Raw genomic sequence first — 17,817 nt, 5'->3', positions numbered from 1 at the left:
CGATACATACGCAAACCGCGGCGAAGTAGGGGAGCTTAGAATGAAAAACAGTAACACTTTTGCAAAATCCTGTTACTTTTTGGCGAGTTCGCTCGTCTATTCTATATGGAATGATACCAAATATTCTCAGTCAAAAAATTGGGGTGTGGAACAAATGGCCAATGGAGTAGGTGAACTGGTGGTAAAAGGGGTGAATCACTCGTACGGGACGGGAAAGTTAAGAGTTCCGATTCTGTACGACATCCATTTGCACATTCGGAATGGAGAATTCGTGGCGCTGTGCGGTACTTCCGGGTCGGGGAAATCAACCCTGCTCAGCTTGCTGGCTGGCTTGATGAAGCCGGAGGATGGGCAGATTTTTGTCAACGGCGAGGAGATATCCCGGTACAGCGAAAACCAATTATGCCAGTTTCGCCGCAGAAGCATGGGATTTGTCTTTCAATCGTTTAACCTGCTGCCCAATCTGACGGCACTGGAGAATGTCGAGCTGCCCTTGATCTTCGCCGGTGAAAGCATTCGCAGCAGAAGAAAAAGAGCAAAAGAAATGCTGGAATTGGTTGGGCTGGGCGAGCGCATCACCCATAAGCCAAACGAATTGAGCGGCGGACAGCAGCAGCGGGTCAGCATCGCGCGGGCTCTGGTAAACACTCCGGGAATTGTCCTGGCCGACGAGCCGACCGGTAACCTGGACAGCGCCACAGAAAAAGAGATTTTGCAATTGATGCGGCAGATGAACCGGGAGAGGGGCACGACATATGTCATCGTCACACACGATCAGGAAGTGGCCCAACAGTCGGATCGGGTTATTTTTATGCAGGACGGCAGGATTGTAGAAAAAGAAGAGAAGCTGGCGTGAGCTTACACGGGTAAATGGGGTGCTAGAGAGTGAAACTGCTTGATTCATTGCGAATAGTTTGGCGGAATCTTTGGCGCATGAAGCTGCGGACCGCTTTGACGTCGGTCGGCGTCATGATCGGGACGGCGGCGATAGTCGCGATGATTTCGCTTAGTCTGGGTTTAAAAGAGAATGCGGTCAAGGGCTTGGAGAGCTGGGGAAGCCTCACGGAGATGGAGGTCGCTCCCAGCTACATGATGCCGGACCAGAAGACGATGAGGCCGCCTGACCAGATCAAGAAGCTGAATTCCACGGCTGTCCAGGAACTCAAACAAGTACCGGGAGTCAGCGCGGTCATGCCGACCAAGCAATTGTATTCCGACGTGACGCTAAAACTGGGCCGGCGCGAAACCAACCTCCAGCTGGTTGGAGTCGATGTGCAGGAGTCGAAGAACTACAAGAAAGAGGAAATTGAGAAAGGCACGTATCTGGAAGGACCAAAAAACGAGATTGTCGTCACATATGAAGTGCCGAGGCAGATGCGGGATGTGGAGAAGGAGCGGCGGGAAGCACGCAAACGCGGTGCGAATAACGAATCCTCCGGCCGGGGAGGCTTTTTTCCGGGGCCCGGCGGCGGCGAGGGCCAAACTGTTGTCGACATGGTCGGCAAGTCTGCCACATTGGTACTGACCAGAGAGTACTACATCGATAACGAACCGAAATTTGAACGGAAAGAGGTTCGGGTCAGGGTCGTCGGCCAACTGAAAAAAGAAGAAGGGGGCAGATGGTGGAGAGGCAACACCGCCTATGTCCCGATGTCCTTGATCAATGAACTGAACGAATGGGTCAACCAGGACGGCGGTCGGGGCGGCTACTGGGGAATGTCCGGGATGGACGGAGAAACCACGCGGATCAAGGACCGCAATCAAAAGAAAGAGATCGAATACGACACAATTACGGTGAAAGTAGAATCGCGCGAGAAAGTAGAAGACACCGTCAAGCGGATTCAAAACATCGGTTACGAGATTTACTCTCCTGCAGGTGCGCTTGAACAGATCAACCAATTCTTCTTCGTCGTGCAAATGATTCTGGGCGGGATCGCCGCCATCTCTCTGCTGGTCGCCTCTATCGGGATCGTCAACACGATGATCATGTCGATTTTGGAGCGGACGAAAGAGATCGGCATCATGAAGGTCATCGGCGCATCCGTATACAACATACGCTGGCTGTTCCTGATCGAATCGGGATTCATCGGATTGTTCGGCGGTTTTGCCGGGCTCGGCATCGCCTTTGGAGCGGTTGAGCTGTTGAACTACCTCGGCCAAAACAGCGATTTCCTCAACCAGTTCGGCGGAGGAGGCCCCATGCCGGAAAGCGGACCGACAAAATTGGCGGTCATTCCCTTATGGCTGTCGGGGTTTGCCATCGGGTTTTCCTTCTTAATCGGCCTCATGGCGGGAATTTTTCCGGCGTTCCGGGCTTCGCGGCTCAGTCCGATGCAGGCAATTCGCTCTGAGTAGTCTTGTGGCATAACAAAGATATCAAGGTTGAAAATGGGGAGAAAAGAGAATGAACAAGAAAAAGTGGATCATTATTTCAGCGATAGCGATTGTATTGGCAGGCGGCGGCGTGTTCGGCTGGAAGTATCTTAAGACCAGCGAGGCGGTGATAGAAGACCCGATGGGTCCGCCAGAGCTGCCTACTATAGCGGTAGATTCCGGTGAAGTGAAGAAGACGATTTACGCGACCGGCACCGTCGAGGCAAAAGCGCGGGAAGAGGTAAATCCCGAGACAAGCGGAAAAGTAAAGGATGTATTGGTAAAGGAAGGCCAGTCGGTGAAGAAAGGGGACGTGTTGTTTACGCTGGACAGTGATGACGCCGCCCTGGAACTGCAAAAACTGGAATTGAACTTGCAGCGGATCAACAAGGATTTGAAAGAAATCAGAGAGAAAAAAGACAAGATCGTCGCCGATAAAGCGGGTAGAGTAAAAGAGGTGTTGGTCAAAGAAGGCGATGAAGTCTCGAAGGAAACCATCATCGCGAAATTGACAAACCCCAACTATCTCAAAATAACAGGGAACTTCACGTCGTACGAGGTGGAGCACGTAAAAGTGGGGCAGAAAGCTAGAGTCTTCTTGTCCGGCCCGATGTTGTACATTGACGGAACAGTGACGAAGGTGGACCTGATCGGGAAGAAAGAAGACGGTTTTTCCGGAATGCATGAGATCGAAGTCCAGGTGAAAAAAGAAGGCTTCATGTACGCCAATGAAAAGGCTGTCATCGAACTGACCGGGACCGACGGGCTTCTCTTTACCAGTGTGGGTGAAGCGAAATTTGAATTGCCGGACGACATTGAAGTCACGGCCGGCACCAGCGGGAAAGTAGCCAAGGTCCTGATCAAAGAAGATGATGACGTCAAGGAAAACCAGACGCTGGTGACGATGGATGTCTCCGCTCAGGAAATGGAGCTGCAGGAAAAGGAGCTGGCGCTGAAAGAATCCCTGCTTTCACTGGAGCAAAAGAAGCGGGATCTGGAGAAGAGCCAAGTAACGGCGCCGATCAGCGGGGAAGTGACGAAGGTGAACGTCAAGGCCGGCGAAACGAAGAACTCGTCCGAACCGGCAGTCGTCGTGATGGATACCTCGGCCGTCTATTTTAAGGCGCATGTCGACGAGATCGATTTTCCGGCGATTCAGGTCGGGCAGACCGTTGATGTCTACATTACCGCCTTTGGCAACCAGCCTTTCCACGGCAAGGTAGTGGAACTGCCAAAAGAAGGCACCAAGCAGGATCGTTCCGTCCGCTTTGAAGTGAAGGTTGAATTGGAGAATAATGGGAAGTTGAGTCATGGCATGACGGGTGACTGTGATATCAACATCAGCCAAAAGGACAATGTCCCGCGCCTGCCGGTCAATGCCGTAGAGGTCATGGAAGAGGGAAAAGGCACCGTCATGGTCAAAGATCCGCAAACCGGGGAGCCGGTTCCAAAAGACGTGGAGATCGGCATCGAGGGTGCCGAGTATGTCGAGATCATCAGCGGGCTTTCACCCGGCGACGAAGTCATCATGATGGACGGACAGTTTTAATCAAATCTTGCTTTCCGAACGCCGTTATTCAATGCAGACACCCACGGTCTCAGACGGGGAGACCGTGGGTGTTTGTGCGCTTTAAGAACGTTTTTGGAACCAGCCGGTCGGGGCAACCTCCAGATTGACGTTGATCTGTTTGACCTCCAAGTACTCATCCAGCCCGTATGTGCCCAGTTCGCGGCCGATCCCGCTCTGCTTGTATCCGCCCCAGGGAGCTTCGTTGAATGTGGGGTGATAGGTGTTGATCCAGGTGATGCCAGCCCGCAATTTGCGGATGACGCGATGGGCTTTTGCCACATCGGAGGTGAATACAGCCCCGGCAAGCCCGTACTTCGTCCCGTTGGCCAGGCGGATCGCTTCCTCTTCTGTCCGGAAGGTCTGGATGACGAGGACAGGGCCAAAGATTTCTTCCTGAACGATTTTCATTTCGGGAGTCGTATCGGTGAAGATGGTAGGCTCTATAAAAAAGCCCTTGTCCAAGCCGTTTTCCGTCATTCTCCTGCCTCCGGTAAGGAGTGTTGCCCCTTCTTTTTTGCCTACTTCGATGTAGGAGAGGACGCGATTCATGTGTTCTTCGGAGATAAGCGGACCCATCTCGGTCGACTCGTCGGTGCCGGGACCTACGACGATTTGCTTGGCTCGGGCGACCAACTCGGGAACAAAGCGATCATACAGGCTCTCTTCGAGGATCAGCCGGGAACCCGCGGAGCAGACTTCGCCTTGATTGGCAAAAATAGCGTACAGGGCATAATCGACCGCTGTCTCGAAGTCGGCATCGGCAAATACGATATTCGGAGATTTTCCTCCCAGCTCAAGCCCCACTTTTTTCACCGTATCGGCAGCAGCCTTCATGATGGCGATACCGGTCTCCGTGCCGCCGGTAAATGCCACCATGTCCACCAGTGGATTTCGCGCCATTTCTGCCCCGACCGTCTCGCCTGCTCCCAGGACCAGATTGACGACTCCCGGAGGAAATCCGACGCGATCGATCAATTCGAACAGCTTGATCAAAGACAGCGGAGTCTGCTCGGCCGGCTTGATCACGACGGTACAGCCGGCAGCGATGGCAGGGGCGATTTTCTGTGTAGCCATGACCAGCGGATAATTCCAGGGAATGATTTGGCTGACGACCCCAACAGGTTCGCGAACGACCATCGCCTGTATCTGATCGGGGACGTCATACGTCTGGCCGTGCGGTTTGGTAGCCAGTCCGGCGAAATAGCGAAACTGATTGACGGCGTCGGATACATCGTAACGCGATTCGCGAAGCGGCTTGCCGTTGTTCAAGGTGTCCAACTGGGCAAATTCTTCTGCGTTCTCTTCCAGCAGATCCGCCAACCGATAGAGCAAAGCGGCGCGATCCCGAGCCTTGCTGTCGATCCAGCCGTCTTCTTCAAAGGCCCGTCTGGCTGCTTCGATGGCGGCGACCGCATCTGCGGTGGAGCCTTCCGCCACAGTCGCAATCACTTCGCCGGTAGCCGGGTTGATGACGTCCCTGGTCTCGTTCGTTGAACCGGGCACCCATTTGCCGTCAATATACATCTTTTGTGCTTCCACTGCGATTCACTCCTTCTCCATGTTTTCCCTGCTGTACTCCATAGTGATCGAATACACGATCAGCTCGATAACCTGTGTCTATCTCCCCCAAATATAAGAGAGTCAGGACTGAAAATTCAGTCTGATTAGAATATACCATATCGCAGCTGAAAAATGCCCAAAAGAAAGGCGGTTTTAGGCCGATTGGCTAACGCAAGGGATGAATGGGGCCGACCAGAGCATGCACTCCTTTGGAGTAATGCAGGAGAGCCGGCTTGCCGAGCGGAGTATCCAGCAGTCCATCGGCCAGGGTATTGCGGCCGATATGTGCTTCTGCAGTGTGCAGCTTCCACGGATCGTGATACACCTCGGCCCAGTAGACGCACTTGGTCCGGGGGTGCTTGCTGTACAGGACGTAACGCTCCATCAGCCAGTGCTCGATGGTACCTGCTTGTGCAGCAAAAGGAATGGAGGCAGGGCGGTAACAGCCGTCAAAGCATGTAGAAAAAGCGTCAGATGGCGTCCTTCTGCTGTGGACGATAATTTCCTGCCCATTTTGTCGAAAGGATATCTTCGCCTTGTGGTAGGGAAGGTGGTACCAAAGCTTGCCCATCTCTACGACCAGTGGATCGGAAGCGTCCAGCGTAATAAAAAAAATGCCGGGCCGACGGTGAGATTTTACATACGTTCTCAGGTTGATCTCCGGGAATGTTGAAAAATATGGTATTTCGGCGAACACTTTTAACCGGATCCCGCTCATGAGAAAAGGGATAATGCTGATCCACGCCTGTCCGTCAAACGTATCCACTTCCAATTCGTCGGGAACCAGTCTCCGAATGCAGTCAACCGAGACAGGCCAGTGCGCGAAGAGGAGGTGTTCCCAGGTTTGAGTCATGATCCATTTTTGATTGAAGGTAAATAAACCCATTTGAAACCAGCCCCCTGATATCGAATCGAGCTGTCTGCCTAGGATTGCTGTTTGGAGCTGCTTTGCACTTGCTTTCGCAGCGCAAGCCACTTTTTCGGTATTCCGGTGCCTTGGCGTTTGCGAGCGGCCTTGCTGTCCTGGCCGCTTCCGGTTGGTTGATGCGGCTCGTAAGCTAGCGGAATTTTTGTCACTTTGCTTGTCCATTCATCCAAGGCTGCCAGGTCGTCAGTGCCCACTTCTTGCAGCGAATGTTTGCCCATGGCGCGAATGGCAACCTTCATTTCCTCCACAAAAGAAATCAAAAAATTTTTCAAATAACCGGCAGCTTCGTCAACATCGAATTCGTCCTTCATGCTGCCGGGGTAAAACGCGAGCTGGGTCGGAGGTTCCCAGGGAATCGCTTTTGTGACCTGATCGTGAGTCATTGCCCACAGCAAAGATGTCCCCAGATAGATGCCATCGGCGCCCATCGCGAGTGCCTTCAGACACTCTCCAGGATTGGAGTAACCCCCTCCGGTCAAAAAGGTAATCTTGCCTTTCATCTGCCGCTTTTTAAGATATTGGGTCGCGCGAGCCAGAGCGTAGACGCTGGGCAGCCCAAAGTCGTCCTCCAGAATAGGAGCGCCGCCTTTCGTTCCCGCCTGGCTTCCGTCCAAGCTGATAAAATCGACTCCGGCCTGTATGGCGATTTCCAAATCCTCTTCCAATCTGTTGCTGGCACACATTTTTATCCCGATCGGCACACCGCCGGTAATGCTCCGCAGCCGGTCAACCAGGCGGCCAAGGTCCTCCGGCTGGTTGATCTCTTCGTGGCGCGAGGGGATTACAACTACTTCTTCATCCTCAACGTTCAGGATCTTGGCTGCCCTGCCCTGGATATACTCGCGGGGAATTATGCTCGCGGCGGCAACGGTCGCCCCTTGTCCGATGTGAATTTCGATCGCGTCGGCCTGCTTGAGAATTTCCGGTTCTTTCGACCAGTGAGCCGAGTTGTACTGCAAGATATAATACTTGGCATTTGCCCTGTCTTCCGGAAGAAACCCGCCCTCACCGGAATTGGTAGAGGTCCCGACAGCAGCCGTTCCTTTCGCAATCGCCACTTTTACTTTTTCGCTGACGCCGATTCCGTAGCCCATGGCGGCGGCCATGATCGGAATGTCCAGGCGCAGCGGTTTTTTGGCCGTGGGTCCGATCGTGATGCTCATGTCGACTTCGGCGTACTCGTGGGCCGGCATGACGGCCAACTGGGCGGGAGAGAACACCAGACCGTCCAGATTTAAAAATTTGCGCGGACTCCCGAACGGCCTTTCAATGATACCTCCGGAGGCTGCACGCAGACTGTTTTCGATGACGGCTCCGGGGCCTGTTCTCGTCACAGCGGTGACCACTTCCCAAATATTGGTTGAATAGCGGTCTGACATCAATCTTTTGGTGAAGATCCCGACGAGCCATTTGATAAAGGGACGGGCAAACAGAAAGGCCAAGCCCCCCGCCACCAGAATAGCGAAAAACGCACCTGTAAAGGAACCGGCGACAAACAGCATCCAGTTGATCTTGAACAAACCAAAGATCCCCCTTGTAAAGGATTATGAGGGATAAAGCAAATTAGCACCCTTTTCCAGTTTATTTTGCCGGCTTGGCGCCGGATGTATTCATATTGGATTAGAACACCGCAACGGCTATTCGGTGAATCAAATGAAGCCTGATTAGGAATGATAGCAGTAAAAAGTGACAAAAGAGGGTGGGAATGTGGGATTGCTGAAAAAATTGCTAAAACGAAAACAGAAGCCCTCTTCCGGATCGTCAGGGAGCATGCAGAACACGTCTGTACAAAACGCCCCTCTTCAGGCGGATCTGCAAGAGAACATAAATCAGATTCAGGAGGCTTTAGGATACTGCCCGGATATCATGGTTCGAAAGATTCTCATCAACAAAAGGCAGACGAGGGCGGCGATTGTTTTTACGGATGGCCTGATTGATGCAACTGCGGTTGAAAACTCAATCCTGAAGCCGCTGATGCTTGACTTTCCCGATAATTCCTCCGAGGAACCACCGCCTTCGGCGGCACAGGATCTGATGGAGTTTATCCGCGAATCCGTGCTGACCGTCGGAGAACTGCAGGAGCTGACTGATTTAAAGGGGGCACTGGATGCCGTCCTGTCCGGGAATGTCGTTATCCTGGCAGATGGATATGCGCAGGGTTTTTCTGTTGACATGGCCGGCTGGGAGCAGCGCAGTGTGGAAGAAGCCACGACCGAAACCGCGATCAGAGGGCCGAAAGAGGGATTTGTAGAAGACATCCGCATTAATACGGCCCTGCTCCGCCGAAAAATCAAATCTCCCGCCCTTCGGTGGGAAACGAGGATAATCGGAAGAGTGACAAAAACGAATGTAGCCGTCATGTACATCAAGGGGATCGTGAATGAAAAGATTCTGGAAGAAGTGTTCCATCGCCTGGACCGCATCGACATTGATGGAATCATGGACAGCGGTTACATCGAGGAATTGATTCAGGACGAAACGTTTACCCCCTTCCCTACTGTGATCAATTCGGAGCGTCCCGATGTAGTGGCTGCTGCTTTGCTGGAAGGTCGGATCGCCATTCTGGTTGACGGCACACCGTTTGTCTTGATGGTTCCCGCCCTGTTCATTCAATTTTTTCAGGCAGCGGAAGACTATTATCATCGATCAGATGTTACCAGTCTGATTCGTCTGGTTCGTTACCTCACGTTTTTTATTACCTTGCTCGGTCCGTCTTTTTACATTGCGATCACGACATTTCATCAGGAAATGCTGCCGACCCCGCTCTTGATCAGTCTGGCAGCACAGCGCGAAGGGGTGCCCTTTCCCGCTTTTATCGAAGCATTCATCATGGAGGTGGCATTTGAAATCCTGTTCGAAGCCGGGATTCGGCTGCCCAGGGCAGTAGGGCAAGCGGTCTCCATCGTGGGTACATTGGTGTTGGGGACGGCGGCAGTTGACGCGGGACTCGTTTCGGCCGCTATGGTGATCGTAGTCTCTCTCACTGCTATTTCCAGTTTTCTGGTTCCCCATTTCGAATTAAATATTGCTACAAGGATGACCCGCTTTGTCTATATGGCGCTTGCCGCTACCTTTGGTTTGTTCGGCATCATTGTCGGTCTGCTCGCTCTTGTGCTTCACATGTGCAGTCTGCGTTCTTTCGGTGTACCGTACATGACGCCTTTGGCTCCGTTTATACCTTCCGAGCAAAAAGATACGTTCATTCGCGTTCCCCGCTGGAGAATGTACACCCGTCCTATCCTGCAAGCTGGACAAAATAAAGTGCGCCAGCAACCGCCGCAAAAGGCAGAACCGAAGCCGCCGGACAAACAATGACAGGTTAGAGGGGATAAGCGATGAAACGAAAGTTGATTTTGACGCTGGTTTTTGTCATGCTGCTGCCGCTTCTCGGCGGCTGCTGGAACCACCGCGAATTAAATCAGTTGGCCATAGCACTCGGATTGGGAATCGACAAGGTGGGGGATAAATACCGCCTCTCTGTTCAAGTCGTCGATCCGGAACAAGTAGCGGCAAAGAAAGGGGGCGCCGCCGCAGAGCGGACACCTGTGATCTTGTATTCGGTAACGGCAGACAGTGTTTTTGAAGCGGTGAGAAAAATGACGATCGCAAGTCCAAGACAGATATATCCGGCGCATCTTCGTATCCTGGTGTTCGGGGAATCAGCGGCGAGAGACGGGATAGGCAAAATCTTGGATGCAATATCCAGGAATTGGGAATTTCGAACTGACTTTTTTATCATTGTGGCGAAGGGGACGACGGCCTTTGATATCATGGACAGCCTGACGCAGTTGGAGAAAATACCGGCCATGAAATTGTTTTCTTCTTTGAGAACCTCCGACAAGATATGGGGGCCTACTACATCGGTAACGCTGGACAAACTGGTTACCCAATTGATAACGAAAGGGAAGGAACCGGTGCTGACCGGCATCCAATCATTTGGGGATCGGTCAATAGGGGGCACTTTGGAAAACGTGAAAAGGACGAAACCGGCTGAACGCCTGCGATACGGAGGGCTTGCGGTTTTTAAGAGAGATAAGTTGATCGGCTGGTTAAACCAACGGGATAGCTTAGGCTACGCCTATGTAAATGACATAATAAGAAGCACTCCCAATAGGGTTCCCTGTTCAAAAGGGAGGAACATCATGCTGGATGTGATCCGCTCAAAAACAAAAATGAAAGGGGATGTGGTCAACGGAAAGCCGCGAATCAAAGTGATGGTACGGCAGGAAGTAAATGTGGAGGAAGTCCACTGCAAGATTGACCTGATGAAACCAGAGACGATAAGCGAGTTGGAGAAAAAGGCAAACCAACACGTGAAAGCGTTGATCGAACATGCGGTGAAAACCGTACAGAAAAAGTACAAAGCCGATATCTTCGGATTTGGCGAGGAAATACATCGCAGCGACCCCAAAGCGTGGAAAAAGCTCAAGGATAACTGGGACGCAAAATTTGCCCAGCTTCCCGTGACAGTAGAGGTGGATACCAAGATCCGCCGTCTGGGCACCGTCGGCAATCCGCTCATCAAAGAAATCAAATAGAGGAAGGGGGCAACTGGATGTGGCAAATTTTCGGCATTTTGGCTGCAGCCATTGCGATTATTGGAATTGAGGTTCCGCGCTTGCGGCGGAAAGGGCTGGAAAAGGAACTGTGGGTCTTTTCCCTTCTGCTGTTCTTTGGGACTGGACTTGGCATTGCCAAGAGTCTGAACCTGCCGATTCCCAACCCCCTCGATTGGATCATTGCCGTCTACAAGCCGACAAGCGATGCTTTGACAAGATTTTTGGAGTGAGGATGGACCGATTACAAGACGGGAAAAATGGAGGCAAAGTAGGACAATGCTTGATAGAGAACGGATCGCTGCCCGTCAGTTTGCGATCATGACAATTCTGTACATCATCGGCAGCGCCATCCTGGTCATTCCGTCCCTGCTCGCTGCCAAGGCAAAGCAAGATGCCTGGATTGCCGCAATCGCAGCAGTCGGAATCGGCATGGCGTTCATCCCCTTGTACATTGCGTTGGGCAAGCGCTTCCCCGACAAGAATCTCGCCCAATACTGCGAGATCATACTCGGCAAGTGGCTGGGGAAAATAGCTTTTCTCTGCTTTTTAATCGGCTTTCCGTTTCTCATTGCCGCTCTTACACTGCGCAATATCGGCGATTTTTTAACAATTGGCATTTTGACGAAGACCCCGATACAAGTCATCATGATTATCGTTTTGGCAGCGGTCGCCTGGGGGGTAAAGCTGGGGCTCGAGCCGATCGCCCGCGCCGCAGAGATTTTCTTCCCATTTGTCATCTTGCTGCTGTTTTTGTTACTCTTGTTTGTCTCGCCATACCTTCAACTGAAGAATCTGGAGCCTTTTCTTGAAAACGGCATCGCTCCGGTACTCAAGGGGGCCTTTACGCTTGTCAGCTATCCGCTGCTCGAACCCGTTGTCTTGTTGATGATCTTTCCTCATGTCCCAAAACCGAAGGAAGCGGGGCAAGCACTGTGGAGAGGGGTACTGATCGGGGGGATGATACTATTCGCGGTGACGCTTTTTTCCGTATCCGTTCTCGGGGTGGACATCGTAAAAGGCCACAGCTTTCCCAGTTTTGAATTGGCAAAAAAAATAAACATCGGCGACTTCCTTCAGCGAATTGAAGCTTTGATGATGTTCATCTGGATCATTACGATCTTTTTCCGGCTGACGATCCTGGTCTACGTGATATCTGCGGGACTGGCCCAGACCTTCAATCTGAAGGATTATCGCATGCTCTCCTTGCCGCTTTGCGTTATTCTCACCGTAATGGCTCTCGTGATCGTGCCGAACAGCAGCTATCTGCTCGCTTTCAACCAAAAAATCTGGCCGCTGTACGTATACAATTTCGGCCTGTTTTTTCCCTTGCTGCTGTGGATCGCAGGAATTGTACGGAGAAAAGGAAAGTGCGCTGCGAGGAAGGATGAAACCGGTTGACGCAGAACCAATCCATAAGCGCGCGAAAAAAGGAGGGGTAGCGTGATTAGGTTAAAGCGAATATACGAACAGCCGGAACCCAGCGACGGACGGCGGATTCTCGTCGATCGGATCTGGCCGAGAGGCGTCTCCAAACAGGACGCCTGTCTCGACCAATGGATGAAGGAACTGGCCCCGAGCAGTGAACTCAGGAAATTGTTCTGCCACGATCCGGAGCGGTTTGACGAATTTGCCCACCGGTACCGGCAAGAGATCGACAGCGATGATACCCGCCGACAGCTTTTCTCCCAGTTGAAGGAGTGGTCCGCACACGAGGTGGTGACATTGGTCTACGCGGCGAAGGACCAAGAGCATAACCAGGCGGTTGTACTGCGGAATCTGCTGGAAGAATCCTAAGCCCTCTCCGGCTGCAGCAGGATGTTGATCCACAAGCGTCCGTCTTTTGTGTGGATGTCGACGGGGGCTTCGAAAAACGAAGTCAGATTGTCGCTGGTCAATACGTCGGCGGTTTTTCCGGCAGAGTAGATCTCTCCGCGGCGCAGGAGCAGCGTGTGGCTAAAAATTGGCAATATTTCCTCCGTGTGATGGGTCACGTAAAGCATTGTCGGCGCATCCGGTAGCCGGCCCAGCCGCTCAATCGACATCAGCAGCTGCTCGCGTGAGAAGAGATCCAGTCCGGTACAAGGTTCGTCCAGGATCAGCAGGCGAGGAGAAGTCATCAGCGCCCGGCCGATCAACACCTTTTGCTTTTCTCCCTGGGAAAGGGTTTGAAAGGGGCGCTCGGCCAGGCGGGCGCAGCCCAACTGATCGAGGATTTCCAGCGCGCGCTGGACATCTGCCTCCTGCGGCTGTTCGAACAATCCGATGCTGGCATACTTCCCGCTGAGGACAATCTCCTTGGCGCTCTCCCTGCGGTAGATCTTCTCCTGCAGGGACGAACTGACCCATCCGATCGCCTTTCGCAATTCGCGCAGGTCCACGCTGCCAAATGCTTGTCCCAATATGCTGACTTTGCCTGTCGTCGGCCAGATGTAGCCGTTGATGATGTTCAGCAGCGTGGTTTTGCCGGAACCGTTCAGGCCGACGATGGCCCAGTGCTCGCCGGGCTTTACGCTCCAGTTGATGTTCTTCAGAATAGGTCTGCCTTCCCGTACCCAGGAGACGTCCTTTATGTCTACAGTCATGAGTTCTCCCGCCCTTCCTTTGTCTTTTGGCATGTTTTTTTTTCTTAATTATAACAGCGAGTCGGAAAAAATGTTATCAATAACCATTTAAAAAATGGGCTACTCATGATAAGATTCTGATAATGTAGAAACTGGTGTATAAAAAGGGGGAGCAGGTGGATGTTTGCGTCTCATAAGAAGAGAAATGCAATAATGGTAGTCTTTTTTGCCTTCATGCTTTTGTTCGTTACAGCGTGTGGGCAGCAAAGTACGAGCACTCCGGAACCGAAGCCGAGTGAAAACGCCAATACGGGCGGACAAGCGGAGGCTCCAAAGGAAGAAGCCAAGCCGGACAAACCGCTGAAGATTGGCATTATCCAGATTATTGAGCACCCGGCGCTGGATGCGGCGCGCGAAGGGTTCATCGCAGAGATGACCAAGCTGGGCTACGAAAAAGACAAAGACGTAGTCTACGACATTAAGTCGGCTCAAGGAAACATGGATACGGCTATTTCGATTGCGCAAAAGTTTCAGGGTGACAATGTCGACATGATTTTCGCCATTGCCACACAGGCAGCGCAAGCGGCGGCGCAGGTGACGAAGGATATTCCGATCTTATTTACGGCTGTGACTGATCCAGTGGCAGTCAACGTCGTTGCGTCGATGGATAAGCCGGGCGGCAATGTCACGGGAACGACCGATATGAACCCGGTAGCGGAACAGCTTGAACTGATCAAGGAGATCAAGGCTGACGTGAAGAAAGTCGGCATTATTTACAGTGCAGGCGAAGTCAACTCCAAAGTGCAGGTCGATCTGGCAAAAGAAGCTTCCGGCAAGCTGGGTCTGGAAATCACGGAAGCTGCCATCTCCAACGTATCAGAAGTAAAACAAGCAGCGGAATCGCTCGTCGGCAAAGTGGATGCGATCTACATCCCGACCGACAACGTGGTTGTCGCTTCAATCGCGGCTGTATTAAAAGTGGCTGAAGCCCAGAAGATCCCGGTCATCGCCGGTGAAGAAAATACGGTCAAGAGCGGCGCTATCACTACTTACGGAATCGAGTACGGCAAGCTGGGCGAGCAAACCGCCGACATGGCCGACAAGATCTTCAAAGGCCAGGCGAAACCCGCCGACATGCCGGTGGAAAAGCAGGCAGACATGAAGCTGATCATCAACAAGAAAGCGGCTGAACGCATGGGTGTCACCCTGCCGCAATCGCTCTTGGATCGCGCTCAGGAGGTTATTGAGCAGTAAGCTTACGGCTGCCTTTCAAGGAGGAAACTATGGGCTTCGCAATCAACGGTGCAATTGAACAAGGATTACTTTATGCGATCATGGCCCTGGGTGTGTACATTTCCTTTCGCATCTTAAACTTTCCTGATCTGACTGTAGACGGCAGTTTTGCTCTCGGAGGTGCTGTAGCCGCCAAATTGATTTTGGACGGCTACAGCCCGTTTCTTGCCATGCTGGTTGCCCTGTTGGCGGGAGCGGTTGCAGGCTTCCTGACAGGTCTGATGTGCACGAAGGGAAAGATCAACGGTCTGCTCGCCGGGATTTTGTCGATGATCGGCCTTTGGTCGATCAACTTGCGGATCATGGGCGACAGTTCCAATCTCGCACTGCTTAGGGAAACGACGCTTGTTACCATGGTGGAGGATTTGCATGTTCCCAATCTTGTGATTGGCGGCGTCACCATCATCACCGGAGTAGCAATCGTCTTTATCGTGGTCATACTCATCGTCAAGCTGCTGATCGACTGGTTTCTCCACACTGACCTCGGCCTTGACGTGCGGGCGACGGGGGATAATTCCACGATGATTCGCAGCTTCGGCGCCAATACGGACCGGACGACGATCATCGGTCTCGCCCTGTCGAATGCGCTGGTGGCATGTTCAGGGGCTTGGATCGCCCAGTATCAGGGGTTTGCCGACGTCGGGATGGGGGTCGGGATGATCGTCATCGGACTCGCTTCCGTCATCGTCGGCGAAGTGCTGTTCGGACGGCCGACGCTCATGCGGGCCACGCTGGCTGTCATCGGAGGCTCGCTCGTCTACCGGCTGGTCATCGCCTTTGCCTTGCGGGCCGGGTTGAAGACGTCCGATATGAAGCTGGTTACGGCGCTGATCGTGATCTTGGCGCTGACCCTGCCGAATCTGGTGAAGGGCGCCATGAAGAAAGCAAAAAAGTATACGGCAAAGGGGGAACAAGCTCATGCTGACAATCTCCCGGGTTCGTAAAGTGTTCAATGCCGGTACAGTCAACGAGAAGATAGCTTTGCAGGAGATTAATCTCCACCTCGCTCCCGGGGATTTCGTCACAGTGATCGGAAGCAACGGGGCCGGCAAGTCGACCGTGATGAACGTCATTTCCGGAGGCATCATCCCAGACCAGGGGAAGATCACGATCGACGGGAAAGATGTGACCAGGTTGGGCGAGCACCAGCGGGCCGTCTATGTCGGCCGCGTCTTTCAGGATCCGATGGCGGGCACAGCCCCCAATATGACGATCGAAGAAAACCTGGCGATCGCGTACGCCCGCGGGAAGCGGCGCACCCTGTCGTTTGGCGTCAACAACAAGAAGCGGGAGCTGTTTCGCGAACACTTGCGGTCGTTGGGACAAGGTCTGGAAGATCGCCTGAAGACAAAGGTAGGCTTTCTGTCCGGCGGGCAAAGACAAGCACTCAGTCTCTTGATGGCTACCTTTACCAAACCCAAAATCCTGCTGCTTGATGAACATACGGCAGCACTCGACCCGAAACGCGCCCAGCTCATCGTCGATCTGACCCGTCAAGTCGTCGAGCAAAACAACCTGACGACCCTGATGGTAACGCACAATATGGAGCAAGCGCTCCACATGGGCAACAGGCTCTTGATGCTCCACGAAGGCCGCATCATCCTGGACATCCCCGAAGAAAAGAAACGGGAAATGACAACCAAGGATCTGCTGCGCGCCTTCGAAGAAGCCAGAGGCGGAGAGGCATTCGCAGAGGATCGCTACATGCTCACATAAAAGAGAAGGACTGCGGTCCTTCTCTTTTCTATTTATCCACTGGTTTTTGAATCGGAGGCCATAGAAAAAAGCCCCAAGGAGACCGAGAAAAATGGAGCGAGCACAGGCCTTGGCACGCCCACCCAGTCGTAACGGAAAAAAACGGCACACGCTTGTCGACCAAATTCCACGCTGAGAAANTGGTTTTTGAATCGGAGGCCATAGAAAAAAGCCCCAAGGAGACCGAGAAAAATGGAGCGAGCACAGGCCTTGGCACGCCCACCCAGTCGTAACGGAAAAAAACGGCACACGCTTGTCGACCAAATTCCACGCTGAGAAACCCCCAGTCCTTTTTGGTCGACGTGCCGTTTTTTGGAGTGGAGACGGACATCCCCCCGCTTCCCCGCCGGCGTGCCACAGCCGAAGCTCGCCCATTTTTCTCGGTCTCCCCGCACTATGTTCACCACAGCCAAAGAGTCGCAAATACCTCCCCCCAATTTCCAACACGAAAATGAAACTTCTGTTCTGGTTCAATCGTAATACAATGGTAAGAAACCTGTACTGCAAGCCGGTACGTAATATACTTTGAGGAGGTTCGTTTTATGTCTATCTTTAAACGTTTGCGTGACCTCACTTTAGCCAATGTCTACTCACTGATCGAAAAAGCGGAAGATCCCGTCAAGATGACTGATCAGTACTTGCGGGACATGCAGGAAGATTTGGATGAAGCCGAAAAAGCAGTAGCGGCCCAAATTACCTTGGAGAAAAAATTCAAGCTGTTGTACGAAGAACAGGAAGCGCTGGTCAAAAAGCGGGATGAACAGGCCCACGTAGCGGCACAGGCAAAAAATGTCGACCTGGCCCGGCGGGCGCTGGAAGAGAAGAAAGCAGCCCAGCAGAAAGCCGATGAGTACAAGGCGAGCTGGGAGCAATACAAGGCGACGGCGGACAATCTGCGAGCCAAGCTGGAAGACATGCGCAAGCAGATCACCGAACTGAAGAACAAGCGGGAAACACTGGTCGCAAGGGCCAATGCGGCGAAAGCCCAAACGAACATCAACAAGGCGATGTCCGGCATGAATTCGGATTCGGCACTTGCCGGTTTGAAACGCATGGAGGACAAGGTGCTAGAGATGGAGTCCCGTGCGGAAGCCAGCGGCGAAATCTACAAAAAAGAAAAATCGCTTGATGAAGAGATTGCCGCTCTCAGCAAGGATCAACAAGTAGAGGACGAACTGGCCCAATTGATGAAAAAGTACGAGGGGTAAGCCGCGCGGG

At 52.7% G+C, this 17,817-nt stretch carries 16 protein-coding genes; 12 read left to right on the top strand and 4 right to left on the bottom strand.

What is annotated here, in order from left to right:
* The first annotated feature begins 154 nt into the window (after positions 1-154).
* The 3 genes from ACI7RC_RS14060 (at position 155) to ACI7RC_RS14050 (ending at position 3,922) form a co-directional block, all read left to right on the top strand.
* Complete coding sequence (locus ACI7RC_RS14060; RefSeq protein ID WP_408108872.1) at positions 155-856, top strand: ABC transporter ATP-binding protein; 702 nt, start codon at positions 155-157, stop codon at positions 854-856.
* Positions 857-933: 77 nt separating this feature from the next.
* The gene (locus tag ACI7RC_RS14055; RefSeq protein WP_408108853.1) at positions 934-2,355 is read left to right on the top strand and encodes an ABC transporter permease; all 1,422 of its coding nucleotides are present in this window, start codon (positions 934-936) and stop codon (positions 2,353-2,355) included.
* 49 nt (positions 2,356-2,404) lie between these two features.
* Positions 2,405-3,922 carry an efflux RND transporter periplasmic adaptor subunit gene (locus tag ACI7RC_RS14050; protein ID WP_408108852.1) on the top strand — a complete coding sequence of 506 codons (1,518 nt, stop codon included), beginning with the start codon at positions 2,405-2,407 and terminating at the stop codon, positions 3,920-3,922.
* 81 nt (positions 3,923-4,003) lie between these two features.
* Here the strand turns inward: ACI7RC_RS14050 and ACI7RC_RS14045 are convergent, their stop codons facing one another.
* The 3 genes from ACI7RC_RS14045 to ACI7RC_RS14035 all read right to left on the bottom strand — a co-directional run bounded on the left by ACI7RC_RS14045 (position 4,004) and on the right by ACI7RC_RS14035 (position 7,933).
* Entirely contained in the window at positions 4,004-5,467 is a 1,464-nt protein-coding gene (locus tag ACI7RC_RS14045) for an aldehyde dehydrogenase family protein (RefSeq protein WP_408108871.1), read from the bottom strand.
* A gap of 202 nt (positions 5,468-5,669) precedes the next feature.
* Entirely contained in the window at positions 5,670-6,389 is a 720-nt protein-coding gene (locus tag ACI7RC_RS14040; protein WP_408108851.1) for a YqjF family protein, read from the bottom strand.
* A gap of 38 nt (positions 6,390-6,427) precedes the next feature.
* A complete protein-coding gene (locus ACI7RC_RS14035) occupies positions 6,428-7,933 on the bottom strand; it encodes an FMN-binding glutamate synthase family protein (RefSeq protein ID WP_035286964.1) in 1,506 nt (501 codons plus the stop codon).
* Between the two features lie 205 nt (positions 7,934-8,138).
* Between ACI7RC_RS14035 and ACI7RC_RS14030 the strand changes: the two genes are divergently transcribed.
* The 5 genes from ACI7RC_RS14030 to ACI7RC_RS14010 are packed head-to-tail and all read left to right on the top strand — an operon-like array spanning position 8,139 to position 12,784.
* Positions 8,139-9,746 (top strand): spore germination protein, encoded by a 1,608-nt coding sequence (locus tag ACI7RC_RS14030; protein ID WP_408108850.1) that lies wholly within the window; start codon positions 8,139-8,141, stop codon positions 9,744-9,746.
* Between the two features lie 20 nt (positions 9,747-9,766).
* Complete coding sequence (locus ACI7RC_RS14025; RefSeq protein WP_408108849.1) at positions 9,767-10,969, top strand: Ger(x)C family spore germination protein; 1,203 nt, start codon at positions 9,767-9,769, stop codon at positions 10,967-10,969.
* A 17-nt stretch (positions 10,970-10,986) separates the two neighbouring features.
* Complete coding sequence (locus tag ACI7RC_RS14020; RefSeq protein WP_019121281.1) at positions 10,987-11,220, top strand: hypothetical protein; 234 nt, start codon at positions 10,987-10,989, stop codon at positions 11,218-11,220.
* Positions 11,221-11,266: 46 nt separating this feature from the next.
* Positions 11,267-12,388: a GerAB/ArcD/ProY family transporter gene (locus tag ACI7RC_RS14015; RefSeq protein WP_408108848.1), complete on the top strand. Its 1,122-nt coding sequence runs from the start codon at positions 11,267-11,269 to the stop codon at positions 12,386-12,388.
* Positions 12,389-12,430: 42 nt separating this feature from the next.
* On the top strand, positions 12,431-12,784 hold the full coding sequence (locus ACI7RC_RS14010) for a DUF488 domain-containing protein (RefSeq protein ID WP_019121283.1): 354 nt from the start codon (positions 12,431-12,433) through the stop codon (positions 12,782-12,784).
* Here the strand turns inward: ACI7RC_RS14010 and ACI7RC_RS14005 are convergent.
* The gene (locus tag ACI7RC_RS14005; protein ID WP_408108847.1) at positions 12,781-13,572 is read right to left on the bottom strand and encodes an ABC transporter ATP-binding protein; all 792 of its coding nucleotides are present in this window, start codon (positions 13,570-13,572) and stop codon (positions 12,781-12,783) included. The genes ACI7RC_RS14010 and ACI7RC_RS14005 overlap by 4 nt on opposite strands.
* A gap of 159 nt (positions 13,573-13,731) precedes the next feature.
* On the opposite strand from ACI7RC_RS14005, the gene ACI7RC_RS14000 reads away from it, so the two are divergent.
* The 4 genes from ACI7RC_RS14000 to ACI7RC_RS13985 all read left to right on the top strand — a co-directional run bounded on the left by ACI7RC_RS14000 (position 13,732) and on the right by ACI7RC_RS13985 (position 17,807).
* Positions 13,732-14,805 carry an ABC transporter substrate-binding protein gene (locus ACI7RC_RS14000; RefSeq protein WP_408108846.1) on the top strand — a complete coding sequence of 358 codons (1,074 nt, stop codon included), beginning with the start codon at positions 13,732-13,734 and terminating at the stop codon, positions 14,803-14,805.
* Positions 14,806-14,834: 29 nt separating this feature from the next.
* Entirely contained in the window at positions 14,835-15,788 is a 954-nt protein-coding gene (locus ACI7RC_RS13995; protein ID WP_408108845.1) for an ABC transporter permease, read from the top strand.
* Entirely contained in the window at positions 15,763-16,560 is a 798-nt protein-coding gene (locus tag ACI7RC_RS13990) for an ABC transporter ATP-binding protein (RefSeq protein WP_408108844.1), read from the top strand. Before ACI7RC_RS13995 ends, ACI7RC_RS13990 begins: the two co-directional genes overlap by 26 nt.
* A 581-nt stretch (positions 16,561-17,141) precedes the next feature.
* Positions 17,142-17,807, top strand: coding sequence for a PspA/IM30 family protein (locus ACI7RC_RS13985; protein ID WP_408108843.1), 666 nt, complete (start codon positions 17,142-17,144; stop codon positions 17,805-17,807).
* The last annotated feature ends 10 nt before the right edge of the window (positions 17,808-17,817 follow it).

The organism is Brevibacillus sp. B_LB10_24, from assembly GCF_046036945.1.
Lineage (GTDB): Bacteria > Bacillota > Bacilli > Brevibacillales > Brevibacillaceae > Brevibacillus_C.
The sequence above is the reverse complement of the archived record's forward strand: the minus strand, read 5'-3'. Positions and strand labels throughout refer to the sequence as shown.